36 protein-coding genes are annotated in these 26,102 nt (G+C 60.1%); 30 read left to right on the top strand and 6 right to left on the bottom strand.

Going from position 1 to position 26,102, the window contains the following annotated elements; translation table 11 throughout:
• Positions 1-9: 9 nt before the first annotated feature.
• The 19 genes from rplN (at position 10) to B149_RS0108305 (ending at position 10,267) form a co-directional block, all read left to right on the top strand.
• Entirely contained in the window at positions 10-378 is a 369-nt protein-coding gene (rplN, locus tag B149_RS0108390; protein WP_018124741.1) for a 50S ribosomal protein L14, read from the top strand.
• Between the two features lie 9 nt (positions 379-387).
• The gene (rplX, locus tag B149_RS0108385; RefSeq protein ID WP_018124740.1) at positions 388-702 is read left to right on the top strand and encodes a 50S ribosomal protein L24; all 315 of its coding nucleotides are present in this window, start codon (positions 388-390) and stop codon (positions 700-702) included.
• A 9-nt stretch (positions 703-711) separates the two neighbouring features.
• Complete coding sequence (rplE, locus tag B149_RS0108380; protein ID WP_018124739.1) at positions 712-1,251, top strand: 50S ribosomal protein L5; 540 nt, start codon at positions 712-714, stop codon at positions 1,249-1,251.
• A gap of 10 nt (positions 1,252-1,261) precedes the next feature.
• A complete protein-coding gene (locus B149_RS0108375; RefSeq protein ID WP_018124738.1) occupies positions 1,262-1,447 on the top strand; it encodes a type Z 30S ribosomal protein S14 in 186 nt (61 codons plus the stop codon).
• A gap of 17 nt (positions 1,448-1,464) precedes the next feature.
• Positions 1,465-1,848 carry a 30S ribosomal protein S8 gene (gene rpsH / locus B149_RS0108370; protein ID WP_018124737.1) on the top strand — a complete coding sequence of 128 codons (384 nt, stop codon included), beginning with the start codon at positions 1,465-1,467 and terminating at the stop codon, positions 1,846-1,848.
• 10 nt (positions 1,849-1,858) lie between these two features.
• Positions 1,859-2,395 (top strand): 50S ribosomal protein L6, encoded by a 537-nt coding sequence (gene rplF / locus B149_RS0108365; RefSeq protein ID WP_018124736.1) that lies wholly within the window; start codon positions 1,859-1,861, stop codon positions 2,393-2,395.
• A 12-nt stretch (positions 2,396-2,407) separates the two neighbouring features.
• Complete coding sequence (rplR, locus tag B149_RS0108360; protein WP_018124735.1) at positions 2,408-2,761, top strand: 50S ribosomal protein L18; 354 nt, start codon at positions 2,408-2,410, stop codon at positions 2,759-2,761.
• Between the two features lie 14 nt (positions 2,762-2,775).
• On the top strand, positions 2,776-3,267 hold the full coding sequence (gene rpsE, locus B149_RS0108355) for a 30S ribosomal protein S5 (protein WP_026167531.1): 492 nt from the start codon (positions 2,776-2,778) through the stop codon (positions 3,265-3,267).
• A 10-nt stretch (positions 3,268-3,277) separates the two neighbouring features.
• Positions 3,278-3,451: a 50S ribosomal protein L30 gene (gene rpmD, locus B149_RS0108350; RefSeq protein WP_018124733.1), complete on the top strand. Its 174-nt coding sequence runs from the start codon at positions 3,278-3,280 to the stop codon at positions 3,449-3,451.
• A complete protein-coding gene (gene rplO, locus B149_RS0108345) occupies positions 3,448-3,909 on the top strand; it encodes a 50S ribosomal protein L15 (RefSeq protein WP_018124732.1) in 462 nt (153 codons plus the stop codon). The genes rpmD and rplO overlap by 4 nt, the downstream gene beginning before the upstream one ends.
• A gap of 20 nt (positions 3,910-3,929) precedes the next feature.
• Complete coding sequence (secY, locus tag B149_RS0108340; RefSeq protein ID WP_026167530.1) at positions 3,930-5,246, top strand: preprotein translocase subunit SecY; 1,317 nt, start codon at positions 3,930-3,932, stop codon at positions 5,244-5,246.
• Positions 5,247-5,248: 2 nt separating this feature from the next.
• Positions 5,249-6,019: a type I methionyl aminopeptidase gene (gene map / locus B149_RS0108335; RefSeq protein WP_018124730.1), complete on the top strand. Its 771-nt coding sequence runs from the start codon at positions 5,249-5,251 to the stop codon at positions 6,017-6,019.
• Positions 6,020-6,130: 111 nt separating this feature from the next.
• Positions 6,131-6,244: a 50S ribosomal protein L36 gene (gene rpmJ / locus B149_RS18300; protein WP_083909188.1), complete on the top strand. Its 114-nt coding sequence runs from the start codon at positions 6,131-6,133 to the stop codon at positions 6,242-6,244.
• Positions 6,245-6,258: 14 nt separating this feature from the next.
• Positions 6,259-6,630, top strand: coding sequence for a 30S ribosomal protein S13 (rpsM, locus tag B149_RS0108330; protein ID WP_018124729.1), 372 nt, complete (start codon positions 6,259-6,261; stop codon positions 6,628-6,630).
• Between the two features lie 71 nt (positions 6,631-6,701).
• On the top strand, positions 6,702-7,088 hold the full coding sequence (gene rpsK / locus B149_RS0108325) for a 30S ribosomal protein S11 (RefSeq protein ID WP_018124728.1): 387 nt from the start codon (positions 6,702-6,704) through the stop codon (positions 7,086-7,088).
• 18 nt (positions 7,089-7,106) lie between these two features.
• Positions 7,107-7,733 carry a 30S ribosomal protein S4 gene (rpsD, locus tag B149_RS0108320; protein WP_018124727.1) on the top strand — a complete coding sequence of 209 codons (627 nt, stop codon included), beginning with the start codon at positions 7,107-7,109 and terminating at the stop codon, positions 7,731-7,733.
• A 12-nt stretch (positions 7,734-7,745) separates the two neighbouring features.
• Positions 7,746-8,786: a DNA-directed RNA polymerase subunit alpha gene (locus B149_RS0108315; protein WP_018124726.1), complete on the top strand. Its 1,041-nt coding sequence runs from the start codon at positions 7,746-7,748 to the stop codon at positions 8,784-8,786.
• The gene (gene rplQ / locus B149_RS0108310; RefSeq protein WP_018124725.1) at positions 8,776-9,189 is read left to right on the top strand and encodes a 50S ribosomal protein L17; all 414 of its coding nucleotides are present in this window, start codon (positions 8,776-8,778) and stop codon (positions 9,187-9,189) included. The genes B149_RS0108315 and rplQ overlap by 11 nt, the downstream gene beginning before the upstream one ends.
• 100 nt (positions 9,190-9,289) lie before the next feature.
• Positions 9,290-10,267, top strand: coding sequence for a selenium metabolism-associated LysR family transcriptional regulator (locus B149_RS0108305; RefSeq protein WP_018124724.1), 978 nt, complete (start codon positions 9,290-9,292; stop codon positions 10,265-10,267).
• Here the strand turns inward: B149_RS0108305 and B149_RS0108300 are convergent.
• The 4 genes from B149_RS0108300 to B149_RS0108285 are packed head-to-tail and all read right to left on the bottom strand — an operon-like array spanning position 10,192 to position 13,818.
• A complete protein-coding gene (locus B149_RS0108300) occupies positions 10,192-11,022 on the bottom strand; it encodes a menaquinone biosynthesis protein (RefSeq protein ID WP_018124723.1) in 831 nt (276 codons plus the stop codon). The two genes, B149_RS0108305 and B149_RS0108300, sit on opposite strands and share 76 nt — an antisense overlap.
• On the bottom strand, positions 11,019-12,083 hold the full coding sequence (gene mqnC / locus B149_RS0108295; RefSeq protein WP_018124722.1) for a cyclic dehypoxanthinyl futalosine synthase: 1,065 nt from the start codon (positions 12,081-12,083) through the stop codon (positions 11,019-11,021). The genes B149_RS0108300 and mqnC overlap by 4 nt, the downstream gene beginning before the upstream one ends.
• A complete protein-coding gene (gene mqnE, locus B149_RS0108290) occupies positions 12,077-13,183 on the bottom strand; it encodes an aminofutalosine synthase MqnE (RefSeq protein ID WP_018124721.1) in 1,107 nt (368 codons plus the stop codon). Before mqnE ends, mqnC begins: the two co-directional genes overlap by 7 nt.
• Positions 13,180-13,818 carry a TetR/AcrR family transcriptional regulator gene (locus B149_RS0108285; protein ID WP_026167529.1) on the bottom strand — a complete coding sequence of 213 codons (639 nt, stop codon included), beginning with the start codon at positions 13,816-13,818 and terminating at the stop codon, positions 13,180-13,182. Before B149_RS0108285 ends, mqnE begins: the two co-directional genes overlap by 4 nt.
• Positions 13,819-13,946: 128 nt before the next feature.
• Between B149_RS0108285 and B149_RS0108280 the strand changes: the two genes are divergently transcribed.
• The 10 genes from B149_RS0108280 (at position 13,947) to B149_RS0108235 (ending at position 23,608) form a co-directional block, all read left to right on the top strand.
• On the top strand, positions 13,947-14,786 hold the full coding sequence (locus tag B149_RS0108280) for a 1,4-dihydroxy-6-naphtoate synthase (RefSeq protein ID WP_018124719.1): 840 nt from the start codon (positions 13,947-13,949) through the stop codon (positions 14,784-14,786).
• Positions 14,787-14,878: 92 nt separating this feature from the next.
• Positions 14,879-15,628 (top strand): tetratricopeptide repeat protein, encoded by a 750-nt coding sequence (locus B149_RS0108275; RefSeq protein ID WP_018124718.1) that lies wholly within the window; start codon positions 14,879-14,881, stop codon positions 15,626-15,628.
• Between the two features lie 14 nt (positions 15,629-15,642).
• Positions 15,643-16,992 carry a cobyrinic acid a,c-diamide synthase CobB gene (locus B149_RS0108270; RefSeq protein ID WP_018124717.1) on the top strand — a complete coding sequence of 450 codons (1,350 nt, stop codon included), beginning with the start codon at positions 15,643-15,645 and terminating at the stop codon, positions 16,990-16,992.
• Between the two features lie 9 nt (positions 16,993-17,001).
• A complete protein-coding gene (gene dinB, locus B149_RS0108265) occupies positions 17,002-18,177 on the top strand; it encodes a DNA polymerase IV (RefSeq protein ID WP_018124716.1) in 1,176 nt (391 codons plus the stop codon).
• A 73-nt stretch (positions 18,178-18,250) separates the two neighbouring features.
• Positions 18,251-19,516, top strand: coding sequence for a hypothetical protein (locus B149_RS16790; RefSeq protein WP_018124715.1), 1,266 nt, complete (start codon positions 18,251-18,253; stop codon positions 19,514-19,516).
• 80 nt (positions 19,517-19,596) lie between these two features.
• On the top strand, positions 19,597-19,773 hold the full coding sequence (locus tag B149_RS18705; RefSeq protein WP_018124714.1) for a hypothetical protein: 177 nt from the start codon (positions 19,597-19,599) through the stop codon (positions 19,771-19,773).
• Between the two features lie 6 nt (positions 19,774-19,779).
• A complete protein-coding gene (gene fliJ / locus B149_RS0108250) occupies positions 19,780-20,232 on the top strand; it encodes a flagellar export protein FliJ (protein WP_018124713.1) in 453 nt (150 codons plus the stop codon).
• Positions 20,144-20,818 (top strand): MotE family protein, encoded by a 675-nt coding sequence (locus B149_RS0108245; RefSeq protein ID WP_245533206.1) that lies wholly within the window; start codon positions 20,144-20,146, stop codon positions 20,816-20,818. The genes fliJ and B149_RS0108245 overlap by 89 nt, the downstream gene beginning before the upstream one ends.
• Before the next feature lie 2 nt (positions 20,819-20,820).
• Positions 20,821-21,651, top strand: coding sequence for a tRNA pseudouridine(38-40) synthase TruA (gene truA / locus B149_RS0108240; protein WP_040372430.1), 831 nt, complete (start codon positions 20,821-20,823; stop codon positions 21,649-21,651).
• Entirely contained in the window at positions 21,587-23,608 is a 2,022-nt protein-coding gene (locus tag B149_RS0108235; RefSeq protein ID WP_018124710.1) for a hypothetical protein, read from the top strand. Before truA ends, B149_RS0108235 begins: the two co-directional genes overlap by 65 nt.
• Here the strand turns inward: B149_RS0108235 and B149_RS16785 are convergent, their stop codons facing one another.
• Positions 23,609-24,481 (bottom strand): mechanosensitive ion channel family protein, encoded by an 873-nt coding sequence (locus B149_RS16785; RefSeq protein WP_018124709.1) that lies wholly within the window; start codon positions 24,479-24,481, stop codon positions 23,609-23,611.
• Between the two features lie 12 nt (positions 24,482-24,493).
• Positions 24,494-25,555, bottom strand: coding sequence for a phosphoribosylformylglycinamidine cyclo-ligase (gene purM / locus B149_RS0108225; protein WP_018124708.1), 1,062 nt, complete (start codon positions 25,553-25,555; stop codon positions 24,494-24,496).
• Positions 25,556-25,746: 191 nt separating this feature from the next.
• Between purM and B149_RS0108220 the strand changes: the two genes are divergently transcribed.
• The gene (locus tag B149_RS0108220; protein WP_018124707.1) at positions 25,747-26,100 is read left to right on the top strand and encodes a hypothetical protein; all 354 of its coding nucleotides are present in this window, start codon (positions 25,747-25,749) and stop codon (positions 26,098-26,100) included.
• Positions 26,101-26,102 lie beyond the last annotated feature (2 nt).

Below are 26,102 nucleotides of genomic sequence, written 5' to 3'. Positions count from 1 at the left end.
GGTAGAGAGATGATTCAGGTTGAATCCAAGCTCGACGTGGCTGACAACTCGGGGGCCAAAAAAGTATCCTGTCTGAAGGTGCTTGGCGGTTCCCGTCGTCGTTACGCCAGTGTCGGAGACATCATCGTCGTTTCCGTGAAGGAGGCCATGCCCCATTCCAAGGTGAAGAAGGGCGCGGTCATGAAGGCTGTCGTTGTCCGGACCAAGAAGGAAATCGCCCGCCCGGACGGTTCCTTCATCAAGTTCGACAACAACTCCGCCGTATTGCTGAACAATAACATGGAGCCCGTCGGAACCCGTATTTTCGGACCCGTCGCACGCGAACTGCGTGCCGCCGGCTTCATGAAGATCGTTTCCCTCGCTCCCGAGGTTCTCTAAGAGGTAACCATGAAAATCCGCAAAGATGACAAGGTCATGGTGATCGCCGGGAAGGACAAGGGAAAAATCGGCAAGGTCCTGAAGATCCTCCGCAAGAAGGACAAGGTCCTGGTTGAGAAGGTGAATATGGTCAAGCGCCACACCAAGCCCAACCCGTACGTCAACCAGCCCGGCGGTATTGTTGAAAAGGAAGCTCCGATCAACGTGTCGAATGTGGCCGTCGTTTGCGACGCCTGCACCAAGCCGACTCGCATCGGGTACAAGAAGACCGAAGACGGCAAGAAGGTCCGTTACTGCAAGAAATGCAGTGAGACCTTCAAGTAAGGTGGCGTTATGACTCGTCTGGAAAGCGTATATAAAGAAAAGGTCGTGTCCGAACTGCAGAAAGAGTTCGGATACAAGAGCCCCATGGAAATCCCCAGACTGCAGAAGATTTCTCTGAACATCGGTCTGGGCGAGGGCAGCCAGAACAACAAGCTGATTGAAGACGCAGTGGAGGAACTCTCCCGCATCGCTGGCCAGCGTGCCGTGGTGACTCGGGCCAAGAAGTCCATCGCAGCGTTCAAGCTTCGTGAAGGCATGCCTGTCGGCGTCCGCGTCACCGTCCGTGAGGACAGGATGTGGGACTTCTACGACAAGCTTGTCAATTTCGCCCTTCCGCGCGTTCGCGACTTCCGCGGCGTGCCGGACAGAGGGTTTGACGGTCGTGGCAATTTCACCCTGGGCGTGAAGGAACACACGATCTTCCCTGAACTGGAGATCGACGGTGTGGAACGAGTCAAGGGCATGAACATCACCGTGGTGACGTCGGCCAAGACTGACAAGGAAGGCAAGAAGCTTCTTGACCTTCTCGGAATGCCCTTCAAAAAGTAGGAGAAATACCATGGCCAGAACTGCTCTGAAAGTGAAGGCACAGCGCAAGCCCAAATTCAAGGTGCGCGCATACAACCGCTGCCCCATTTGCGGACGTCCCCGGGCCTTCCTGCGCCGCTACGGCATCTGCCGTATCTGCTTCAGGAACAAGGCCCTGGCAGGCGAACTGCCCGGCGTGCGCAAGTCGAGCTGGTAATTTCCAAGGAGAATATAATGGCTGTTGTTGATCCCATAGCCGATATGCTGACCCGTGTCAGGAACGCTTACGGTGCATACCACACCAGCGTTGCGGTGCCCGCTTCCAAGATCAAGGAAGGCATCGCCGGCATCCTGAAAGAGGAAGGCTACATCGCCGATTACACTGTCGAGGGCGGGGATATCGTCATCACCCTGAAGTACGCAAACGGCAAACCCCTTGTCACCGGAATGAAGAAGGTGAGCACCCCGGGTCGCCGTCGCTACGTGGGCGTCGAGGACATCCCTCGCGTGCAGAACGGCATTGGTATCTGCATCGTCTCCACGTCCAAGGGCGTGCTCGAGGGTGCAAAAGCTCACGAAGCCAACGTGGGCGGCGAACTGCTCTGCGAAATCTGGTAACGAGGTACACATGTCCAGAATCGGTAAAAAACCAATAGAGATTCCTTCGGGCGTCGACATTCAGGTCGGCGCGGAGGAGATCACGGTCAAGGGCCCCAAGGGGACCCTGTCCACTCCGGTGCACCCGAAGGTCGTCTATACCGTTGAAGGCGGCGTGATCAATGTCGGTCGCGCTGATGAGTCCCGTATCGCCCGTAGCCAGCACGGTCTCCGTCGCACCCTCCTCGCCAACTGCGTGGAAGGTGTCACCAAGGGCTTCCAGAAAGGTCTGGAAGTGATCGGTGTTGGTTACAAGGTGTCAGTGCAGGGCAAGAAAGTCGTCCTGAACGTCGGCTACTCCCATCCGGTTGAGTTTGATCTCCCCGCCGGAATCGAGGCCGCTGCCGAAGGTAGCAAGCTGACCATCTCCGGCTCTGACAAGCAGCTCGTTGGCGAGACTGCGGCTCAGATCCGTCGCGTGCGTCCGCCGGAACCCTACAAGGGCAAGGGCATCAAGTACGCTGACGAAATCATCAAGCGCAAGGCTGGCAAGTCCGGCTCCAAGTAGGATGGGTAAAAAATGAAAAACATGAACGCAAGACACCGCAGGAAGATCCGCATTCGCAAGAAGATCTTCGGTACCGCCGAAAGGCCGAGGCTGGTCGTCTTCCGCTCCAACCGGCACATTTACGCCCAGCTCGTGGACGACAATGCCGGCCAGACCCTGTGCAGCGCCTCTACGCAGGTGCTGGGCAAGGACGACACCGAGATGAAGGCCAACCGCGAGAGCGCTGCCAAAGTCGGTAAGGATATCGCGGCTAGGGCCATTGAGCAGAAGATTGAATCGGTCGTATTCGACCGCAACGGCTTCATCTATCACGGCAAAGTCAAGGCTCTGGCCGACGGCGCTCGTGAAGGTGGCCTGAAGTTCTAGGGGTTGACGCCATGATGGAACAGAACGAATCCGGTCTCATCGAGAAGATCGTCTACCTCAATCGCGTTGCCAAGGTCGTCAAGGGCGGCCGCCGCTTCAGCTTCAGCTGCCTTGTGGTTGTCGGCGATGGCGAAGGTAGTGTCGGATATGGACTCGGAAAGGCCAACGAGGTCCCCGAGGCCATCCGTAAGGCTTCCGACAGAGCCAAGAAAAACATGATCTCCGTGCCGCTGCTCGAGGGCACCCTGCCTTATCAGGTTCTGGGTCGCTACGGTGCCGGCCGGGTGCTGATGAAGCCCGCAAGCCGCGGTACCGGTATCATCGCCGGTGGCCCGGTGCGTGCTGTCATGGAAGCCGTGGGCGTCCATGATATCCTGACCAAGGCAATCGGAACCAACAACCCGCACAACGTGCTTCGTGCCACCGTGGAAGGCCTGGCCTCCCTGCGCAGCGCCGAGGACGTTTCCAAGCTGCGCGGTTGCCCGGTTTCCACGCCCAGGAAGTAAGGAGACGGAAATGCTTAAGGTTAAGCTCATCAGAAGCAAATGCGGAAACAAGCCCAAACAGGTGGCCACTCTGGACGCCCTGGGCCTGCGCAAAATCCGCCAGGAGAAGACCTTTGAGGACCGTCCCGAAATCCGGGGCATGATCGAAAAAGTGAAGCACCTGGTGGAGGTTACGGAACAATGAGACTTCATGAACTCTACCCGTTCCCGGAAGAATACAAGAACCGCCGTCGCATAGGCCGCGGTTCCGGTTCCGGCTGGGGCAAGACCAGTGCCAAGGGCCACAAGGGTCAGAACAGCCGCTCCGGCGGCGGTGTTCGCCCCGGCTTCGAGGGCGGTCAGATGCCTCTTGCCCGCCGCCTGCCCAAGCGCGGCTTCAAGAACATCTTCCGTGCGGAATACGAAGTCGTGAACGTGGGGCAGCTGCTGGCCATGTTCGATGGCAAGGAAGAAATCACTCTGGTCGACATCTACGATCGCGGTCTCGCCAAGCGCGGCGCTCCGGTCAAGGTCCTCGGCATGGGTGAGGTTGATCGCAAGGTTACCGTGGAAGCGCACCGTTTCAGCGCCTCCGCTGCCGACAAGATCGCCAAGGCCGGCGGCAACGCCAAGGCCATTGAAGGCGAAAACTCGCCTGAATAGATAAAACGGAAGGGGTACCCGTGGCACTGTCTGGAGTGGAAAACCTGGCCCGCCTGCCCGAGCTGAAGAAGAAGCTCTTGTGGACGTTTGTGCTGCTCGCTGTCTACCGACTGGGAATTCATATTCCCGTTCCGGGCGTCGACAGCAGCGCTCTCGCCGACTTCTTTGCGAACGCGCAGAACACACTGTTCGGCCTGTTCGACATGTTCTCCGGCGGCGGCCTGAAGAATCTGTCCATATTCGCACTGGGCATCATGCCCTATATCTCCGCCTCTATTATCCTTCAGCTGCTGACCGTGGTCAGCCCCGAGCTGAAGCGTATGCAGAAGGAAGAGGGCGAAGCAGGACGCAAGAAGATCACCCAGTATACCCGCTACGGCACCGTGCTCATCACGATCGTTCAGGGTTTCGGCATCGCAGTAGGCCTCGAAGGCATGACCTCTCCCTCCGGTTCTCCGGTGGTGATGCATGCCGGCTGGAGCTTCAAGCTGATGACCATCCTGACCCTGACGACGGGAACCGTCTTCCTTATGTGGCTGGGTGAACAGTTGACGGAAAAAGGGATCGGCAACGGAATATCCCTGATCATTTTTGCAGGTATCGTTGCCGGTCTTCCTTCCGCCATCTTCAACACCTTCCGCCTCATGACCGTTGGCGAGATCAGCCTTTTCCTGCTGCTGATCATCATGGCGGTCATGGTGGCTACGCTGGCGTTCATCGTGTTCATGGAACGCGGCCAGCGTCGGATTCCCATTCACTACGCGAAGCGGCAGATGGGTCGCAAAATGTTCGGCGGGCAGACAACGCATCTGCCCCTGCGCATCAACACCGCAGGTGTTATTCCGCCCATCTTCGCCTCCTCGATCCTGATGTTCCCGGCCACCGTCGCGAACTTCTCCAGCGTTGAGTGGCTCCAGTCGATCAGTCAGATGCTGACCCCGACCTCGGTGCTCTACAACGTACTGTATGTGGCGATCATCATCTTCTTCTGCTACTTCTACACGGCGATTATCTTCGATCCGAAGGGCATCTCCGAGAATATCCAGAAGCAGGGCGGCTTCATCCCGGGCATCCGTCCGGGTGCCAAGACCCGCGAATACATCGACCGGGTTCTCGCCCGCATCACCCTGTGGGGGTCCCTGTACGTGGCCGCCATCTGTGTGCTGCCGATGCTGCTGATCGCCCAACTCAACGTGCCGTTCTACTTCGGCGGTACGGCCCTGCTCATTGTCGTCGGCGTGGCCATGGACTTCATGGGCCAGGTGGAATCCCACCTGATTTCTCGTCAGTACGAAGGTCTGATGGGCAAGGGCGCCAAAGTGAAAGGAAGGCAATAGCCTTGAAGAAATACAGAGGAATTTTCCTCAAGAACGATAAAGAGATTGGCCTCATGCGTGAGGCCAATCGCATTGTTTCGACGATTCTCGATGAATTGGGCCGGAATGTTGAGCCAGGCGTTCCCACCATTCACTTCGAGGAAATCTGCCGGGCAAGGTGCGAAGAGCACGGCGTCCGCCCGGCATTTTTGGGCTATCAGGGCTTTCCCTTCGCCCTGTGTTGCTCCGTCAACGAGGAGATAGTGCACGGCTTTCCTTCCAAGGACCGTATCCTGAAGGAAGGAGACATAGTCAGCTTCGACATGGGCGTCGTGTACGAAGGATTCTGCGGCGATTCCGCCCGGACTTTTCCGGTGGGCCAGGTGACTGATGAGGCCCGTCAGCTTATGGACGTCACCAAGGAATCGCTGATGAAGGGAATAGAACAGGCCCGTCCCGGCAATAACCTCTTCGACGTCTCCGCGGCAATACAGACGTATGTTGAAGGTTTCGACTTCGGGATCGTCCGGCGTTTCGTCGGACACGGGATCGGCGCGCGGCTTCATGAAAAGCCCGAGATCCCGAACTTCGTGCCCCAGGGAATCACTGGCGTTCCGCTCAAGGCGGGCATGGTGATCGCCATCGAACCGATGGTCACCGCCGGGAGTCACGAAGTAGAGGTCCTCGACGACGACTGGACCGCCGTTACCAAGGACAGAAAGTTGTCTGCTCACTTCGAGCACACGGTGGCGATAACGTCTTCGGGACCGCAAATACTGAGCCTTTCCGACTAGGAAGGGACCATAACTAAAATACTTGCTCTTTTGCAGCCGCTGCTGTAGAAGAGACAGCTTCGTTTTTAAGTTGGCCTCATAAGGCCGAATAAGCATTCACTGGAGACGGTCATGAAAGTCAGACCTTCTGTGAAAAAAATGTGTCCTAAGTGCAAAATCATCAGGCGCAATGGCGTGCTGCGGGTCATCTGTGACAACCCCCGGCACAAACAGCGTCAAGGTTAAGAGGGGTATTAGCTGTGGCACGTATCGCTGGTGTAGACCTGCCTAGGAACAAGCGCATGGATATTGCGCTGACCTACATCTATGGAATCGGCCGCACCACGGCCCTGGAGATTCTCGACTCGGTCAAGATTGACTGGCAGAAGAAGTCCGACGACCTCTCTGCTGAAGAAGTCAACTCCATCCGTAACGAGATCGAAGCCAACTACAAGGTTGAAGGCGACCTCCGTCGCGAAGTCTCCTCCAACATCAAGCGCCTGATGGATATCGGCTGCTATCGTGGGCTTCGCCACCGTCGTGGGCTGCCCTGTCACGGACAGCGCACCCACACCAACGCACGCACCCGCAAGGGTCCGCGTCGTTCCGTGGTCGGCAGGAAGAAAAAATAGCGCTATACATGGACGTCGCGGGCTTCGGCCTTCGACGTGCTAGCAAATACTTACTATAGGGAGAGTCAGCAATGGCTAGACCCCGCCGTACCGGCAAGAAAAGAGAGAAAAAGAACGTCCCTGTTGGCGTGGCCCACATCAAGGCCACGTTCAACAACACCATCATTACCTTCACTGATGCGAAGGGCAATGTGGTGAGCTGGGCCTCTGCCGGCGCCCATTTCAAGGGTTCCCGCAAGAGCACTCCGTTCGCCGCCCAGATCGCAGCCGAATCCGCAGCGCGTCGCGCCCAGGAACACGGTATGCGTACTGTCGGCGTGATGGTGAAGGGCCCCGGTTCCGGTCGTGAAGCCGCCATGCGTGCAATCAACGCAGTCGGCTTCAAGGTAGCGTACATTCGGGATATCACCCCGATTCCGCACAACGGCTGCCGTCCGCCCAAACGCCGCAGGGTTTAAGTTCCAAGGAGTTCAGTCGTGGCAAGATATACCGAAGCCAAATGCAAGCTCTGCCGCCGTGAAGGTGGTAAGCTGTTTCTCAAGGGCGACCGCTGCTACACGGACAAGTGCGCTTACGACAAGCGCCCTTACGCTCCGGGTCACGCCGGTCGCATGCGCAAGAAGCTCAGCGACTACGCCGTTCAGCTGCGTGAAAAGCAGAAGGTTCGCCGCATGTACGGCGTGCTGGAAGGCCAGTTCCGCACCTACTATCAGCGCGCTGACTCGATGAAGGGTCACACGGGTCACAACCTGCTCACCCTTCTCGAACGTCGTCTCGACAACGTGGTCTACCGCATGGGTTACGCAAACTCCCGCGATCAGGCCCGTCAGCTCGTTCTGCACGGCATTTTCGTTCTGAACGGTCGTCGCGTGAATATTCCGTCCATGCTCGTCAAGGTGGAAGACGTGATCACCGTGCGTGAAGAGTCCCGCAAGATTCCCGTCATCGGCGAGGCTCAGGAAGTCATCGGCCGCCGCGGCTGCCCCGAGTGGCTGGAAGTGGACGCCGATAACTTCAAGGGCGTTGTGAAGGCCCTGCCCAAGAGGGAAGACATCACGTTCCCCATCAACGAGCAGCTCATCGTCGAGCTTTACTCCAAATAACAGGTGGGATGAATGCTTATTCAGAACGACGACAAACTGGTTAACACCAGAAACTGGACCCTGCTGGAAAAGCCCGAAAAGGTGGTGCGCGACCCCAAGTCCTCTCAGACTTACGGGAAGTTCATCTGCGAGCCGCTTGAGCGTGGCTACGCTACCACCATCGGGAATGCGCTCCGCCGTGTGCTCCTCTCCTCCATGCAGGGAGCGGCCATCGTGGCGGCGCGTATCGAAGGCGTTCAGCACGAGTTCACCACCCTGCCCGGGATCATGGAGGACATGACCGAGGTCGTTCTGAACCTCAAGCAGGTCCGTCTGGCCATGACCACCGACGAGGCTCAGATTCTGACCCTCGAAGCGGACAAGCAGGGCCAGGTCACTGCAGGCATGATTCAGGAGAACCAGAACGTCTCGGTTCTCAATCCCGATCAGGTCATCTGCACCCTGTCCGAAGACAGGGAACTGAAGATGGAACTGGAAGTCCGCATGGGCAAGGGCTACGTGCCCGCCGAAATGCATGAAGGGCTCGCCGACGAGATCGGGCTCATCATCATGGATGCCAGTTACTCCCCCATCACCAAGGTCGCCTACTCCGTGGAGCAGGCGCGCGTTGGCCAGATGACCAACTATGACAAATTGATCCTCGAGGTCTGGACCGATGGATCCGTCATTCCCGAAGATGCTTGCGCCTACGCCGCAAAAATCATCAAGGACCAGATTTCCGTGTTCATCAATTTCGATGAAGTGAATACGGAGTCGTCCAAGGAAGACGAAGAGACCATCGACCTCAATCCGAACCTCTTCAAGAGCATCGACGAGCTTGAACTCTCCGTGCGCGCCACCAACTGCCTCAAGGCCGCCAACATCCAGCTCGTGGGCGAACTGGTGCAGCGCACCGAAGCCCAGATGCTCAAGACTAAGAACTTCGGGCGGAAGTCTCTCGACGAGATTCGCCGTGTCCTGGACAGCATGAACCTGAAGTTCGGCATGACCGTCGAGGATTTCGACAAGAAATATCAGGAATGGCTGAAGAGGAAGGAAAAAAATGAGGCATAGAAAATCCGGACGCAAGCTCAATAGGAGCGACTCCCACCGCAGGGCCATGTTCCGCAACATGGCAAAGGCTCTGCTGACCTACGAGCGGATTCGCACCACCGAGGCCAAGGCCAAGGAACTTCGCAGGGTTGTTGAAAAGCTCATCACCCTGGCCCTGAAGAACGACCTGCACGCTCGCCGTCAGGCATACAAGACGCTCAACAACCACAAGCTGGTGCAGCGTCTGTTCGACGAAATCGCTCCGCGTTTCGAGGGCGGACAGGGCGGATACACCCGTATCGTCAAGCTCTCCACCCCGCGCCGCGGCGACTGCGCTCCCATGGTCATTATCGAGCTGACCAAGCGCGGCTCTGCCGAAGCAGAAGCTCCCGAAGCCCCCAAGGCTGAAGAAGCCGAAGCATAAACGGCAGCACAACGAGTTCAAAAAGGCAGGTCGCTTGACCTGCCTTTTTTTTGAGCGTAACCATAGACCCCATCTATCAATATCTATAGAGGGGTTGCACATGGATATCCGAAAGCTGGAGGCTTTCTGTAAGGTTTTCGAGCTGCGAAGCTTTTCGAAGGCCGGACAGGAGCTATTTCTTTCTCAGCCGACAATCAGTTCCCACATCTCTCATCTTGAAGACGAATTGGGCGTGCTTCTGTTCGATCGGCTCGGCAAGCGCACGGTACCCACGCAGCCTGCGGATTTACTCTATCGCACGGCCAAGGAGCTCTTCCAGAGCCTTGATGACGTGCAGTCAGAGATCCACATGCTGCGCGACAAAGTCGTGGGTGAGTTGCAGATAGGCGGCAGCACCATTCCGGCCAACCTGATCCTGCCTCGTCTGATATCCGGGTTTATGCGGATGCACCCCGGGGTGACGTTTTCAGTGGATGTTTCTGACACGCTTGAGATTCTCAAACGCGTTCACAACGGCGACCTCTCGCTCGGCCTTGTCGGCTCCAAGCCTGATCTGCCCGGACTTGCATCAAGTCTTTTGATGGAAGACGATATGGTTGTGGTTGCCTCTCCGGCTTTGGCTAAAAGCCTGGACGGAGAGAACGGCACACCGCTTGAAAGTGTCCTTTCCTTGCCGTGGATCATGCGGGAAAAGGGGTCAGGTACCAGAAAGTCCCTTGAGGACGCACTGGACGCCTGTGGGGGACTCAGGAATCTCAACGTGGTTTCCCACGTGGGAAGCACCACGGCGGTGATCGAATGTGTGCTCGCCGGAGTCGGCGTCAGCGCCACGTCGCAACTTGCCGTTCAGCGGTATGTGGAAAGCGGGGATCTGGTGCTTCTTGACGTGCCGGAGCTTCGAAAGCGGCGTCGTTTTTACCTGACATACCTCAGCGACCGAAAGCTGTATCCGGCCATGCGGGCATTTCTCGCCTATGTGGAAAACGCGCGGGAGACGCTGCCTCAGCAGCTCATGCCGGGCAGAAAGACCAGCTCGGGCTCGGCGTCTATCAGGCTGGTGGAGGCCAACTCCGCGTAGAACCGTCGCAGCCCCGCAAGCTCTTCGGGGCCGATGTCGTACACAAGCCCGTCAAAGTATGAGCGCATCTCCGCCATGTCGAGGCAACTGTTCTCGCAGGCAAGTTCGCAGATGGTCTCGATGTGCTCGTTGCCCCATTTCTTGGAGCGCAGCAGCACGTCGCAGGCCTGTCTGACTTCTTCCGGGCGTGCTTCGAAGTCCGCGCGCTGGACAACCCAGACGCCGAAAACGAACGGCAGTCCGGTCATGTCGCGCCATGCTTCGCCCATATCAATACGAACGGGGTAGTCCGGGTGATAACGCAGGTTGAGCGCCTCGTCGCCGATGGCCAGAATCGCTTCCGGTCGTTCGCCGGTAGATAACGTGCTCGTGGCGTCACCGGTGACGTATTCGGGGGTAATGCCCCAGTGGCTGGCCAGAATTTTCAGCATAGCGGCCGAAGTATGGGTCTGGGAGCTCACCAGAATGGTCTTGCCATCCAGCTCTTCCACCGGCCGGCGTGAAAGCAGCAGGACGCTTTGCACCGGCCCGCAGCTGCCGATGGCCAGATTCGGCACCAGATAATACCGCTCCGGATTGCGAGCGTATTCGATACTTGACGTGGAGGACACGTCCAGCTGGCCGCGGGACATCAGGTCGTTGAGCTCCGCTGGCGGACCGGAGACGATCTCGTATCCGTTGCCCATGCTTCCGGATTCGATGGGATGGTAAATCGGCAACACGTTGAGGTAGCCGATCCTGCCGAGGCGGATCATCTGTCCTCCAGCACGGTGTAATCCATGCTGCGTTGGCGCGGCTCGAAGCCTGCGTCCCGCACCAGACGGTGTATCTCGTTGCGCGAGAGCCTGAAGGACACCCCGGCCGCCTTGACCACGTTTTCCTCGATCATGGTGGAGCCGAAATCGTTTCCGCCGAAGAACAGGGCCAGCTGCGAAATGTCCGGGCCCATGGTCACCCACGAAACCTGCACGTTGTCCACGTTGTCCAGCACGATGCGCGATACTGCGAGCATCCGCAGGTATTCGATGCTGGTGAGCTTGCGGCAGTGGGACAGGGCCGTATGGTCCGGCTGGAATGTCCACGGAATGAACGCCGTGAATCCGCCGGTGCGGTCCTGAAGCTCGCGAACGGCAAAAAGGTGTTCCAAGCGTTGCCGGGCAGATTCGACGTGGCCGAACATCATGGTGGCGGTGGTTTTCAGCCCCAGATGGTGCGCGTCCTCCATCACCCCGAGCCATTCGCCTGCAGGGCATTTTCTCGGAGCGATCTCGCTGCGGACGGAATCCACAAGAATCTCGGCGCCGCCGCCGGGGATGGAATCGAGCCCGGCTTCGTGCAGTCTGCGGATGACCTCGCGCGGCGTCATGTCGTTCAGTTCACTGAAGTACACGATCTCCGGGGGAGAGAATGCATGGACGTGCACGGCGTGATTGGCTTTGATGTGGCGTAGCATGTCTTCGTACCAGGACAGCGGCAGATCGGGATGGTGCCCGCCCTGCATGAGAATCTGGGTGCCGCCGAGCGCGAGGGTTTCCTCGATCTTGCGATCCAGTTCGTCAAAGTCCAGCACATAGCCGCCCTCGGCGTCCGGGGCCTTGTAGAATGCGCAGAACTTGCAGCCACAGGTGCAGACATTGGAATAATTGATATTGCGATCCACCACATAGGTGACGGCTTTTTCGGGATGCTTGCGCATGCGAACGGCGTGGGCCAGCGTCCCCAGCTCGTGGAAGTCGGCTTCGCAGTAGAGCAGGTCGGCCTCATCGAAGCCGATGCGCTCCCCGGCGATCACTTTTTCGAAAATACGGTTCAGCACTGTTCCTCCACGGAGTTGAAGTAGGAGTCGCGCTCCACGGGAGAGAAGCCGCATCCTTCGATCATTTCGCGGATACCCTCGCGGGTCATGCCCTGCGAGGTGGAGGCTCCGGCTTCGTGGCCGATCTTTTCCTCGACAACCGTGCCGTCGAAATCATCCGCGCCGAACTTGAGGGCGGCCTGCGCTTCCTTGACGCCGAGCATCACCCAGTAGGCCTTGATGTGCGGGACGTTGTCGAGCATGAGCCTGCTCACGGCGATGGTGCGCAGCTTTTCCAGTCCGGTGAGAGGGTGGTCGATGCGAAGGGCGCTGTTCTCCGTAAGGAAGGGCAGGGGGATGAAACACACGAAGCCGTGGTGTTCGTCCTGCAGCTCACGCAGCCGGGTCAGATGATCAAGCCGCTCCTCGCGGGTCTCGATATGGCCGAAGAGCATGGTGCAGTTGGTCTTCATGCCGAGTGCGTGTGCCTTGCGGTGCACGTCCAGCCACTGGTCGCCGGTGAGCTTGCGCGGGCAGACCTGTTCGCGGACGCGGGGAGCGAAAATTTCGGCTCCGCCGCCGGGAAGCATATCGAGCCCGGCCCGCTGGAGGCGTTCGAGCACTTCTCTGGAGTCGATGCCTTCAAGCTGGGCAAAATGACCAATTTCCACAGCGGTGAAGCACTTCAGAACTGTCTCCGGGTACTCGGCACGGATCGCGGAAAGCATCTCTTCAAAATAGGTAAGCGGCAGCTTGGGATGACAGCCGCCCACGATATGCACTTCGCGCGGTACGGCGGGGCTGCTGGCGAGCTTTTGCAGCACGTCCTCCGTGGTCAGGCGGAACGCACCCGACTGTTCTTCCTCCTCGCGCTGATAGGCGCAGAAGGTGCAGGCGTTGACGCATACGTTGGTGTAGTTCACATGGCGGTTCACCACGTAATAGGCGCGCTGCCCGTGCATGCGGCTACGGGAGAAGTTGGCGAGGGCACCCACGGCCAGCGGTTCGGGGCACTCGAAGAGCCGCAGGCCTTCTTCGGCAGTCAGGCGCTCACCGCGTGCCACTTTTTCGCGAATGTCCGCGAGGCCGATGCTTTCGAAATATTCTGTCTTGAAGATCATTGTTGCTCCTTTGCGGCAAGTCCGTAGCGGATGATGCAGAGCTGTTCGTCGAGTCTTTCGGCCAGTGCGCCGGGGGCCGAGAAGTCCAGCCCGCCGTCGAGGCCGGGAACCTGCGCCCCCTGCAGCAGGCGGTCGATGACTGCCTGAATGTGGAAGACCACGGCGTCGCGTGGTACGTCCGCCCGAAGTTCTCCGGCTTCGACCGCGGCATCCACCATGGGGCCGAGGAAGTCGGCGAACTCGTCGCGCAGGGCCTGAAGCACCCTGTCGCGAAGGGGAAAGTCTTCCTGAAAGAGCATCTTGAGGTAGATGCGATAGGCTCGGGGATGCTCCACGGCGAATCCTGCGGCAGCGTGCGCCACGGCGTGCAGGCGCAGGAAAAAGTCCTGCCCTTCGGTCTTCGTGCGGACTTCCTTGAGGGGAGCCTTGACCCGCTCAAGAGCGCGTTCGAAGAGATATTCGAACAGCCCCTGTTTGGTGCCGAAGTATTTGAAAAGCGAGCCCTTGGCGATGCCGATTGCGCCCACAATACGATTGACGCTCGCCTTGTGGAAGCCGTGGCAGGCGAACTCGCCCGCAGCAGCGTCGAGGATGCGCTCGCGTTTCTCAACGTCGAGGCGCTTGAAGGTGTCCATGCCGTTTCCGCCCATATCGTCCTTGCCTTTGCCGGTCCGCGAAGGTATTCGGTGACCGGGTGGTCATCACCAATAGACATGACCGCCGTCCGTGTCAAACCGGAAAAAGGGTTCCCGGAGAAATAATCATGACAGATATACTCAGAATTGGCATATCCCCCTGTCCTAACGATACATTTATTTTCCACGCCCTGCTGCATGGTCTCGTGGACGCCCCGGTGCGTTTCGATCCGGTGTTGGCGGATGTGGAGGTGCTCAACGGCATGGCCCGGCGCGGAGAAGCAGACGTTTGCAAGCTCTCGGTGGCGGCCGCCGCCGGTGTGCTGGATGAATATGTGCTGCTGCGGTCCGGCGGTGCCATGGGCTTCGGTGTGGGCCCGATTCTCGTGGCGAAGGAAGGCGTGAGCCTCGACGATCTGGACGGCCGCAAGGTGGCCATCCCGGGCCGCATGACCACCGCGAACCTGCTGTTCGGGCTCTGCTGCCGGGAAAAGGACCTGAAGCCGGAGCGGATGGAGATGGTTTTCGATGAGGTCATGCCTGCGGTGAATCGCGGCGACGTGGCGGCCGGGGTGGTCATCCACGAAGGCCGCTTCACCTTTGCCGAGCACGGGCTTGCCAGACTGCTGGACCTTGGCGACTGGTGGGAGCAAAGCCGCGGCCTGCCCATTCCGCTGGGAGCCATTGCCGTACGCCGCAGCTTGGGATCGGAGATGATACGCGAGCTGGACGAGGCCGTGCGCCGGAGCATCCTGTACGCCAGAGAGAATCCTGAAGCCGGACGCCAGTGGATACGATCCCACGCTCAGGAAATGGACGCGGGAGTGGTCGCACGGCATATCGAAACATTCGTGACCGACTACAGCCTTGATGTGGGCGAGGAAGGTGAGCGGGCAGTGACGGCACTGCTTGGCGAGGCCAGTCGCGAGGCGGATTGCAAACCGCCGGAAGGCGGTGTCTTTGCCTGAGTCCGGAGATGTGTTTAGCGACTTTTCTTGCGACGGATTTCCCGGTATGGTTGCGGGACATTCACAAAAGGGACTGAAGACGAGGTACTCGCATGGCAACGCTTCCTCATGTTGAAGAAGACAATTACATAAAAGGTGTTTTTTCCATTGAAAAGACCGGGAAAATAGGCACCGGAACCACGGCGCGGCGCGTCAAGCAGCAGGTGTACTTCTTTGCCGAGCAGGTGGATGAGGACACGGTGGTTCTTCAGGGACTTAATCCGGAGAACGTGCCATCCGGCGCCAAGGCGGAAATCACCAAGGACGAGCTGCTGGAGGATTATCTTCCTGAGCCGTCGCTTTACAACGAGGTCATGAGCAAGCTCCGTGAGGTGCAAAAGGCCGTGGCGCGCGGCGAAAAGCGACGCAAGCGCGGCGAAACCTTCACGGCGGAGTTCGAGTTCAGCAAGGCGCTTCAGCTCGACGAGCAGAACGTGCGCGCCAACTTCGGCATCGGCATGTGCTACATGCAGCGCGGCGAGGAGGACAAGGCCAAGGAGGTCTTCGACCGCATCATCAAGCTGGACGCCGCCTTTCAGGACGAACACAAGCATCTGTTCAACGAATACGGCATCGAGTTGCGCAAGAAGAAAATGTTCGACGAGGCCGTGGATTACTATCAGCGCGCGCTGGAGCTGACCCGCGACGATGAGAATCTTTTCTACAACCTCTCGCGGGCCGAGTTCGAAAGCGGTAATTACCGACAGGCGCTGGAGGCTGCGAACGAATGTCTCGCGCTGGCCCCGAACCATCCCGAGGGGCTCAAGATCAAGGCCTACATTGAGAAGAAGGGACTGGCCTAGCCGCAGGAGGGCGCATGTGCCGGGGATTCGTCATAGCCGGAACGCACAGCGGGTGCGGCAAGTCGTCCGTTTCGCTCGGGCTCATGAAGGCCCTTGCGCGCAAGGGGCGCGCCGTGCAGCCCTTCAAGTGCGGTCCCGACTTCATTGACCCCGGCCACCATGCCCGCGCCTGCGGACGTCCCTCTGTCACGCTCGACGGCTGGATGCAGGATCCGTCCATCATCCCGGAAATTTTCGCGCGCCGCGCGGTCGATGCAAGTGTCGCCGTGGTCGAGGGTGTCATGGGCCTGTACGACGGCGCTTCCGGCAGCGACGAAGTGGGCTCCACGGCCCAACTCGCCAAGATTCTGAATCTGCCGGTGGTGCTCGTGGCCGACGTGCGCAGCATGGCGCGTTCAGCCGCGGCCCTTGTCTCCGGGTATGTCAATTTTGACCCCGGCGTGAACGTGGTCGGAGTGGTGCTCAACCGCGTTGGCAGCGCCAACCATGAAGATTTGCTGCGTGAGGCCATGGATACTGCCGGTATTCCGGTGCTCGGCTGTCTGGACCGTGACGAGGACATCGCCGTCCCTTCGAGGCATCTCGGCCTTCGAACGGCCGAAGAGGAAGACGAGGGCGTCTATGATCGCCTCGCGGACTGGGTGGAGCGGGGCATTGATGTGGACGGCTTGCTGGAGCGGATGCCGGAGCGTTCCTTTGCGCCTGTCGAGGACGTGGAGCCGCCTGCCCCTTCGGTGCGTATCGGTGTGGCCCGCGACGAAGCCTTCTGTTTCTACTACGCCGAAAATCTGCGCATGCTTCGTCTGGCCGGGGCCGAGCTGGTGAATTTCTCTCCGCTGCACGACAAGCGCTTGCCGCCGGATCTCGACGCTCTGTACATCGGCGGCGGGTATCCGGAACTCTACGGCTTTGAGCTGGGCCAGAACTCCCGGATGCGAAAGGACGTGCGAGCCTTTTCGGAAAAGGGCGGAGCGATCTATGCCGAGTGCGGCGGATTCATGTATCTCATGAACGACCTGGTCACCGAGCGCGGCCGTTTCGCCATGTGCGGCGTGTTCCCGGTGCGGGCCGCCATGAATGATCGTCGCAAGGCGCTGGGGTATCGGGAAATTACCGCGCTCAAGGACTGCCCCCTCGGCCCGCCGGGTACCGTGGCGCGCGGCCACGAATTTCATTACTCCTCCATCGAAACGGCGTTTCTGCCGGATTCCATGCCCGCAATCTACGCCACCGTGGACCGCAAGGGCAATGCCGCCGGATGCGAGGGGTTTCTCATCAACAACACGCTCGGCTCCTACGTCCACCTGCACTTCGCCAGCAATCCGGACCTAGCCGAACATCTCGTGGCCGCCGCGCGCGGCTGATCGCGACACATGCAGCAGTGGATCATGCACATCGACATGGATGCCTTCTTCGCGTCCGTGGAGCAGCTGGACAATCCGGCGCTGCGGGGCCTGCCCGTGGCCGTGGGCGGCGACTCGGACCGGGGCGTTGTCTCTGCCGCATCCTACGAGGCGCGCAAGTTCGGCGTGCGGTCGGCCATGAGCGTGGTCAAGGCCAAGCGGCTGTGTCCGCAGCTGATCCTCGTGAGCGGCAGCCGGGGCCGGTACAAGGAGATATCCGGGCAGGTCATGGGCGTGCTCGGGGAGTTCTCACCGTTGGTGGAGCCCGCGAGCATTGACGAGGCCTATGTGGACGCCACGGGGCTGGAGCGGCTTTTCGGTCCGGTGGAGGACATCGGCAGGCGCATCAAGCAGCGCGTGCAGGAGGAAACTTCCCTGACCTGCTCCGTGGGTATTGCGCCGATCCGTTTTCTTGCCAAGATAGCCTCAGACCTCGACAAGCCCGACGGCCTTTCCGTGATCCGTCCCGAACAGATGGAGCAGTTTCTGCGTGAGCTTCCCGTGGGCAAGGTGCCGGGCGTGGGAAAGCGCGGGCTGGAGACGCTGCGGCGGATGAATGTGCATCATTGCGGCGATCTGCTCAGGCACCCGCGCGAATACTGGCAGGAGCGGCTCGGCAAATGGGGCGGCGTGCTGCACGACCGGGCGCGCGGCTATGACCCGAACGGCGTGCAGCGGCCCGGGGCGGCCAAATCCAGTAGCGCGGAAAACACCTTCCAGAAAGACACCACAGACCGCGAGACGCTTCGCAAGTGGTTGCTGGCTCAGTCGGAACGCGTGGGCGCGGATCTTCGGGCGCACGGCTACAAGGGGCGCACCGTCACCATCAAGGTCAAGTTTTCCGACTACCGCAGCGTGACCCGCAGCAAGAGCCTCGACAAGGCCACGGACCGCAACAGAACCATATACGACATCGCCGTGGAGCTGCTGGACGCGCTGACCCTGCGTCTGCCCGTGCGGCTGATCGGCGTGGGGGTGTCAAACTTCGGGGACAAGCCGAGGCAACTTTCCCTGTTCGATGAGCCGGAAGAGGAAGCTGCCGGGGACGAACTGGACAAGACCGTGGATTCCATACGCAAACGGTTCGGAAAAGAGGCGCTGCTGCGTGGCGATCTGCTTGATTATCGCAGGCGTGACAAGGAATAGAGCCTTGCCGCATCTTGCCAACCTACAGGAAGATGCATATTGTCTTGGGTGTCCATCAAAACCGGAGACGAGAATGAACGTAAAAAGCTTTCTTCCGGCCATGAGCCGGTTTTTCTTTTATGCGGCGCTGTGTTGCGCCGTTCTCCTGAGCCTCCCCGCCACGGGCGCGGCCGAACCGCGCGACGTGAAGCTGGAAAAGTACGGAGAGGACCTCGCCCCCGAGATCAACGCCGGGCTCGCCCATCTTTTTCAGGTGCTCAACGACCCCGCCGTGAAGCTCGACGAGGCCAAGGTCGCGCCGCTTGCCCAGTATGTCCTGGACTGCGACGAGGACCCGCGGGCCTACGAACCCGACGAGCGCACGGGGCAGGGAATCGTCTACAAGACCGATCTCAGGCAGCCCATGGAAAAGGTCATCCGTTACCTGTACGACCCGAACATCCCGAACTACGTGATGGTCCCGAGCGTGCTGCGCGTCTCCGGGTGGTATCCCGACAGCGAGATTTTCGACCTTCGGGAAGGCGTCTGGAGCCGTCTCGACAGCGACGAGCCGTTCATGGTGCGCGGGCGCGAATTCGAGGAATGCACGCCCGACTCCTTTGCCGGCGCCTATTACCGTTATGATCTCAAGCGAATGATCGTGGTGTTCCCGTACAACGGGCGACGGGTGCTGTTTTCCGTGTCGGAGCAGGACGGCAAGTCCGCTCCCGGCAAGAAGGGAGCCATCATCGACGACTCCAAGTGGCGCTATTTCTATTCCGGCATCGAGGGCATCGACAAGGGCCTCATGAGCTGGATGGATACCTACATGTACGGTTCTTCCTCGATTCAGGCCTTTGCCGACCTGCCTGACGGCGGCACGCGCAACGTCCTGTTCAAGTGGCTCGACGCTGGCTGGAGCGGCATCAACGTGGTTCGCCGCACGCACATCTTCGAGGGCAGCATGCGTTTTTCCGAGGCGTTTCAGCGGGTGATGGAGGCGGAGAGCCTGCCGGATTCCGAGACGCTTGCCGGATTCGTCCGTGATGTTCACGAGATGCCCGAAACCCGCATGGATTCTCTGATGGCCGAGTATGCCGTCAATTTCGAAAAGGCCTGCGCCGACCATGAAAAGATGGACGGCGGCGACTTCGAGGACATCATCAGCAACGGAACCTATACCGAGGTGCTGGACCGTGAGGCCCGTATAGGTATACTGGTCTTGGAGAAGCTCAAGTCCGCACTCGGTATGGAAACGCTTGTGGACATGGGCAAAACGCCGTCTGCGGCGGATGCGCAGGACGAAGGCGAGGGCTCCGAGCCTGTTGCGGTTCTGCCGGAGGTCGTGCCGGAAGGGTAGCGTCCCTGTCGGACGAATTTTGACGGCGGCGCGGACTCCATGCGGGGAACGCGCCGCTTTTTTCAAGAAAGGGGGAATCCATGCTGTTGCCGGAAAGCGAAGCCAAATTCAAGTTCTGTCCGCTGCTGAAGACCAGCGACGACAAACTCAAGATGTGCATGGGCTCCCAGTGCATGATGTGGCGCTGGGGCGATAACGACAGGCAGAGCGGATACTGTGGTGTGTCGGGAAAGCCCGTGGCCGTGGCCGGGAGCTAGCGCCCCATGGCAAAGAAGTTTTCCTTCAGGCTGGAGCGGGTGCTTGACCTGCGGGCGCAGCTTGAAGATCAGGCCCGCATGGCCCTTGCCAACGCGCAGGCCGACTACGACGAAGGGCAGCGCAATCTGGAAACGTTGCAGGAGCGCCTTTCGGAGCACATGGCCAAGCAGGCGGAATCACGCAAATCCAGCGGCGACATGTGGCTGTGGGAGAACTACCGCCGCGCGCTTGAGAACGATGTGGCCGAGGCCCGCGTGAGGATGAAAAGCTTGGCCCGCGCCTTGCAAAAGGCCCGGCAGGATGTGGTGGATCGCTCCCGCGACAAGAAGCTGCTCGAAAAACTCAAGGAAACACAGGCCAGGAAACATGATGAAGAAGAAAGTAGCCGAGAACAAAAAGAAAACGAAGAAATGTCAACGCTTCGGTTCCAACCTTCGGATCTCGAAAATTCTTCTTAGCCTGATCTTTCTGGCACTCATCAAGCTGGCCGTGTTTGGGGTGATGGGCGTCGATTCTCTGACGGCCCGCGTCACCGAGGCCGTCATTCCTTCGCCGGCACCTACCGAGGCCATGGCCGCCGAAGATGAAGGCAATGGCGATCAGGAGCAGCCCGCCGCTGAGGACGGCCAGTCCGAAGCATCTTCGGAAAAGCCCGCCGACATGAGCGTCACCGACTGGAAGACCCTGAAGCGCAAGGAAGAGGAGCTTGCCAACCGCGAGCGCGAACTGCGCGAGCTGGAAGCCGGAATCAAGGCCCAGATGGCCGAACTCAAGGAACTGCGACAGCAGATTGGCGACATGCTCGACGAGGCCAAGAATCTCAAGAACAAGAAGGTCCGCCAGCTCGTGGACATGATCTCAAACACCAAGGCCAAGAAGGCCGCCAAGATTCTTGAGAACATGGAAGAAGACCTCGCGGTCAAGGTGCTCTCCGGCATGCGCGGGCGGCAGGCGGGTGAAATCCTGTCCTATGTGGAGACCGAGAAGGCCGCCACGCTCTCGGAGCGGCTGACCAATCTCCAGATTCCGTTCGAGGACAACTAGCGGTGACGAGGATTCGTCTGGTCGTGGCCTACGACGGCGGCGGCTTCTGCGGCTGGCAGCTTCAGCCCGAGGACCGCACCGTTCAGGGCGAGCTGGAGGAAGCCGTGGCCCGCATGGTTGGCGAGCCGGTGCGTCTGCACGCTTCCGGCCGCACCGACAGCGGCGTGCACGCCACGGCGCAGGTGGTGCACTTCGACGTCCCGGATGAACGGGCGGATCTGCCGTGGACCCGCGCCCTCAACAGCCTCACCGCCGATGACGTGGCCGTGCTGCGTCACGATATGGTCTCCGCGGATTTTCATGCGCGTTTCGGCGCGATCTCCAAGACGTATGAATATATCCTGTGGCACGAGCGGCGTTTTCTGCTGCCCCAGCGCCGCCGCTTTGTCTGGGACTGCGGCCCACTGGATTTCAACGCCCTCGGCATGGCCGCCGAGGTCCTTCAGGGCCGGCACGACTTCAGCGCCTTCCAGAACGTGGGCACGCCGGTCAAAGACACGGTGCGCACCCTTGAACCGCTGGAGATGCTTCCCGGCATCACCCCGCACGAAACCGTGCTCCGGTTTACCGCCGACGGCTTCCTGAAGCAGATGGTCCGCAACCTCGTGGGCTGTCTGGTGGAGGCGGGCAGGGGTAAACTTTCCCCGCAGAATGTCCGATCAGTCCTGTACGAAAGGGACAGAAAGACGGCCCCGGCAACGGCCCCGGCGCAGGGGTTGTCGCTGGTGCGCGTTCTCTATCCCGGATTCGACAGCGGGGAGGCGGCAGGTGTCGGAGACGACCATCATATGGGGCCCGGCGAAGCCCATCGATCAGGACCGGTTCGGCACTAACCGGCTGCGTCCGACCACGCCCTCGTCCGAAGCCTTCGACACCTACCAGCAGGCGGAGTTCGCCTCCCGCTACGAGCGCCTTTCCCCGGTGCTTGGCAAAAGCCTGACCAACCGGCTGCTCGCCTTCCGCGACGCCATCGACGCCTTTGCCTACCCCAAGGATGACATGCCCCTGTTCAAAGGACGCCTCGCCGTGCGTGGCGATGACGTTCAGGACAAATATTCGGTGGACCTGCCCAAGGACGGCGAAGCGCTCTCCTATTACAAATATCTTTCGTGGGGACTGGACAAGAACGCCGCCACCGATCTCGCTGCGGGCGAATATCAGGTGGACCTGAAGCTCGGTGATGAAGAACAGCGCCTGCGCTTCAATGTGGGCGAGGACTGGACCAACGCGGATCTGGCACAGGCCTTCGCTGACGGGGTCAACGGCTCCACACTGGGCGTCCGCGCGCATTTGCTGGATCAGTCTTATCCCGGACAGGAAGTGCCGGGACAACTCGCCACCGGGCTTTCCGTTGCGTTGTCGGTCAATGCCGCAAGGCAGGATCAGGACGTATCCCTTGCCAACGTCAAGGGGCTCATGCTGCGGGAGTTCGACTTCCGCGCCGTGAATGATCCCGTGGGGCCGGCGGATTTGGGACGGTATCAGCTCTCGGAGGCCACTCCCGGACGTGAATCGGTCTTCCGCACCGCCGTATTCGACCCCGGTGCGGACAACACCATTAATCCGGGCGAATATTCCTTCGACTGGTCGCTGGGTGAAGAGTCCGGCACATTCTCCGTGGCAGTCTCGGATGGGGATACGTGGCAGGACGTCCTTGACAGGCTCGTGTCCGAAGCCAACGGCTCGCAGGAACAGTTCAGGGCAGAAAAGAAGAGCGTGGACGCTCCGGTGTATCAGGACGGGCGGACCCTGAGCCGTGAAGAGCAACTCGTGCAATTCACCGCGCTGGACCCCAAGGTGGGCGAGCGACTTTCCATCAGCGGCGGAGGGCATCTTCTCGACGGCGAATTTTCGGTATCTGAAACCTTCGAGGGCGGGTACGCGGCCACGGTAAGCGAGGACCAGTACAATGCATACAATACCGGCACACGTCTTCGGGTCTCTTCTTCAGACACGCTGCCGGGTGGGCTCTCGGCCGGCACCGACTATTACGCAGTGAGGCTGGACCCGGACCAGTACGGATTTCGCATCGGCTTTGCCGCCAGCCTTGCCGACGCCGAGGCCGGGAATACCATCAGCCTGACTTCGGAAGGAGCGGGTGACCTGAGCATCGAAACGCAGGGAACGGGCACCGATATCTTCGACATTGCCACGGCGTGGCCCGGGACCGACACGCGCATTCGCGCAGAGGGCACCGAACGGACGCTGGAGGCGGGCGGCCTGTTGTCGTTGGACAACGGGCGCGTCACTGTGGATGTTGCGGATTCCTTCCCCGGCACCCTGCCGTTTTCCGTGGTGGAGCCCATGGAACGCATGGAGCGCACGCTGGGGGATGCGGTCTCGGAGTACAACAACCTGCGTTCGTTCATCCTCTCCAATCAGGATCTATTCCGCGACACGCTGGCTGAACAGTGGCGCGGCCCGTTGCAGTCCCGCATGGACGTGCTCCAGTATGCCGGATTCTCGGAGCTCGGGGAGCGTAAATTGCTTCAGGTGGCGTTCGATGATCTCTTCGCCCGCATCACGGCCGACCCCCAGCAGATGCGGGAGACGCTGGTTGGCGAGGACGGACTCTTGCCCGCGTGGCGGTCCGAAGTGGAGTCGGTGTTGCAGGATCCGGATTCGTGGCTCGTGCCCGAGACCTCGGTCACGGATGACCTCTATCCGCCGCCGGAACCGCTGACGGAGATCGCCCTGGAGACCAAGAGCCGTCTGGTGGACACGCTGGATGACCTTGGCACCGAGCCCATTTCGCCGTTCGGAAACGGGCTGGTGAACATGAAAGGATAGCTACTTGAAGGCCAGTGGGATGGAGGCGCCCTCTAAGGCGTCGAGAATGCGCTCCAACAGTTCGTTTTCGCTGTCGCGCCGCGAGCGCGGCTTGCAGAGGTACCGCAGGGTCAGCTCGTAGCCCGCGTCGGTGAGCTTCAGGTAGACCTTGGGGGTGAGCCGCCGGAAGATCACGAATTCGTCATCACCCACCGGATCGGGCGGCTCGGGCTGTTCGAAGTTCGATGCGTAGTTCTCGGCCGTGCGGGTCATCACGTCGCGGGCACGCTTCCAGTCACCCCCCGGCGCCACGGTGAGCGTCAGCTCGTTCCAGATGAAGCGAAAGCCCTTGGAGTAGTTGAGTACCGGCGTGGTCAGCACCAGCGCGTTGGGGATCCTCGCCATGCGGCCGGTGCTCTGGTCCGCCTTGACCCAGTTGCCCACTTCCACCACGGAAAAATACAGGATGCCCTTTCTGGTGACGTCGCCCACCACATCGCCAACCTGCACCCTGTCGCCGATGCTGAAAAGCTCGCGCCAGATGATGACCCAGAAGGCCACGAAGTTGAGGATGAGTTCCTTGCTGACGATGGTCAGGCCAACGGCGATGATGCCGAGGAAGGTCAGGAAGTTGTGCAGCCCCTCGAACCAGATGCGGATGACGGCGATGCCGATGATGAGATAGGCGAAAAGGCCCATCCATCCCGCCAGCACCGTGAGCCTTTGGTGGTTTTTCAGCAGGCGCGCCGCCACGGCCAGCATGATGCGCTTGAGGCCGATGACCACGACCACCGCCAGCGCCGTGGCCGCGAGTTTGGCCATGGAGCCCGGGAGGGTGCTGCCGTGTACGCCGAGGTTCAGCTGCAGCTGATGGAAGAACTGGTTCAGGTCCATGCAGGGACCATACTACTCAAGGCCGCTAATATCCACCTGTTCGATGTGCTCCCCGAGCTCGCGGACTTCGCCTATCTGCCATGCGTCCGCGCCGGTCTCGCCAAGGCGGTCCAGAACCGCGTCGGCCTGGCTTTCGGGCACCACGAAGATGTAACCGATGCCGCAGTTGAATATCTGCAGCATCTCGGGCCACGAGAGGCCGCCTTCCTTGCGGAGCCAGTCGAAGACCGGGAGCATGGGCCAGGAGCCGAACTCGATGACCGCGCGGGTCTTTTCCGGCAGGACGCGGGGAACGTTGTCGTAAAATCCGCCGCCGGTGACGTGTACCATGCCCTTGACGTCGGCCATGCCGAGTACTTCGAGCACTGCGGAGGTGTAGATGCGGGTGGGCTCCAGAAGCACCTCGGCTACGGTCCGTTCGCTGCCGGGGAAGGTGTCTTCGGGGTTGAGGTCGGATGCCTCGAAGAGCTTGCGCACGAGGGAGAAGCCGTTGGAATGCACGCCGCTGGAGGCGAGGCCGATAAGCACGTCGCCCGATTCGATGCGTTCGCCGGTGACCAGCTTGGGCTGGTCCACCATGCCCACGGCAAAGCCGGAGAGGTCATATTCGCCGTCGGGGTAGAAACCGGGCATCTCGGCGGTTTCGCCACCGAGCAGGGCGCAGCTGGACTGCTTGCAGCCCTCGGCCACGCCTTCAACCACTTTTTCGGCCACGCCGGAATCGAGCTTGCCGGTGGCGAAGTAGTCGAGGAAGAACAGCGGGGTTGCGCCCTGAACCAGCACATCGTTGACGCTCATGGCCACCAGGTCGATGCCCACGGTGTCGTGCTTGTCAAAGTCGAAGGCCAGCTTGAGCTTGGTGCCCACGCCGTCCGCGCCGGAGACGAGGATGGGGGCTTCCATGCCGGCGATGTCCGGACGGAACAGGCCGCCGAAGCCGCCGATACCCGTCAGCACGCCGGGAGTGTGCGTCGCGGCGACAAGGTCCTTGATGCGTTTGACGAATCGGTTTCCCTCTTCGATGTCCACCCCTGCTGCGGTATAGGCTTCGCTGCGTTTGGCGCTGTCGCTCATTGCTTGTGCTCTCCGGTTGCTGATTGTTGGCGTTGCCGAGGGTTATAGGGATTTGCGGCCCGCTTCGCAAGGGTCGGGAACGGATCGTGCAATGATTTTCCCGGGCGTCGGAAATCCGTCCGGGTTGTCTCGCGCCGCAAAAGGCGTATCATGGAGCAAACCAAGGCAAGGCATGCTGTCCGGGAGGAATCATGCACAGGTTCATTTTGGCGTGTATCGTTATCCTGAGTGTCGCGGCCACCGCGTTTGCGCAGGGCAAGTTCCCCAATAAGGATACGGCGAAGGACCGCCGGGATCACACGTGGGGAACGAGCAAGAGCCATACGGGTTCCACCATCGGCTTCGGCAAGGATGATCAGGGTGACGACACCACCGTGCTCGACTCCGGCCCGAAAAAGGAGCCAGTGGACTGGTATGACAAGATCATCATCACGGTGAATCCCGATACCAAGTGGCCGCAGAACGGTACGGAAAGCTCCACGACCACCACCTATGACAACTCCACGGACACCGAAACCACCACAACCACGACAAAAAGCTGGTAGGT

Origin of the sequence: Desulfovibrio oxyclinae DSM 11498, assembly GCF_000375485.1 — a bacterium.
In the GTDB taxonomy this organism is placed as follows: Bacteria; Desulfobacterota; Desulfovibrionia; order Desulfovibrionales; family Desulfovibrionaceae; genus Pseudodesulfovibrio; species Pseudodesulfovibrio oxyclinae.
The sequence above is the reverse complement of the archived record's forward strand: the minus strand, read 5'-3'. Positions and strand labels throughout refer to the sequence as shown.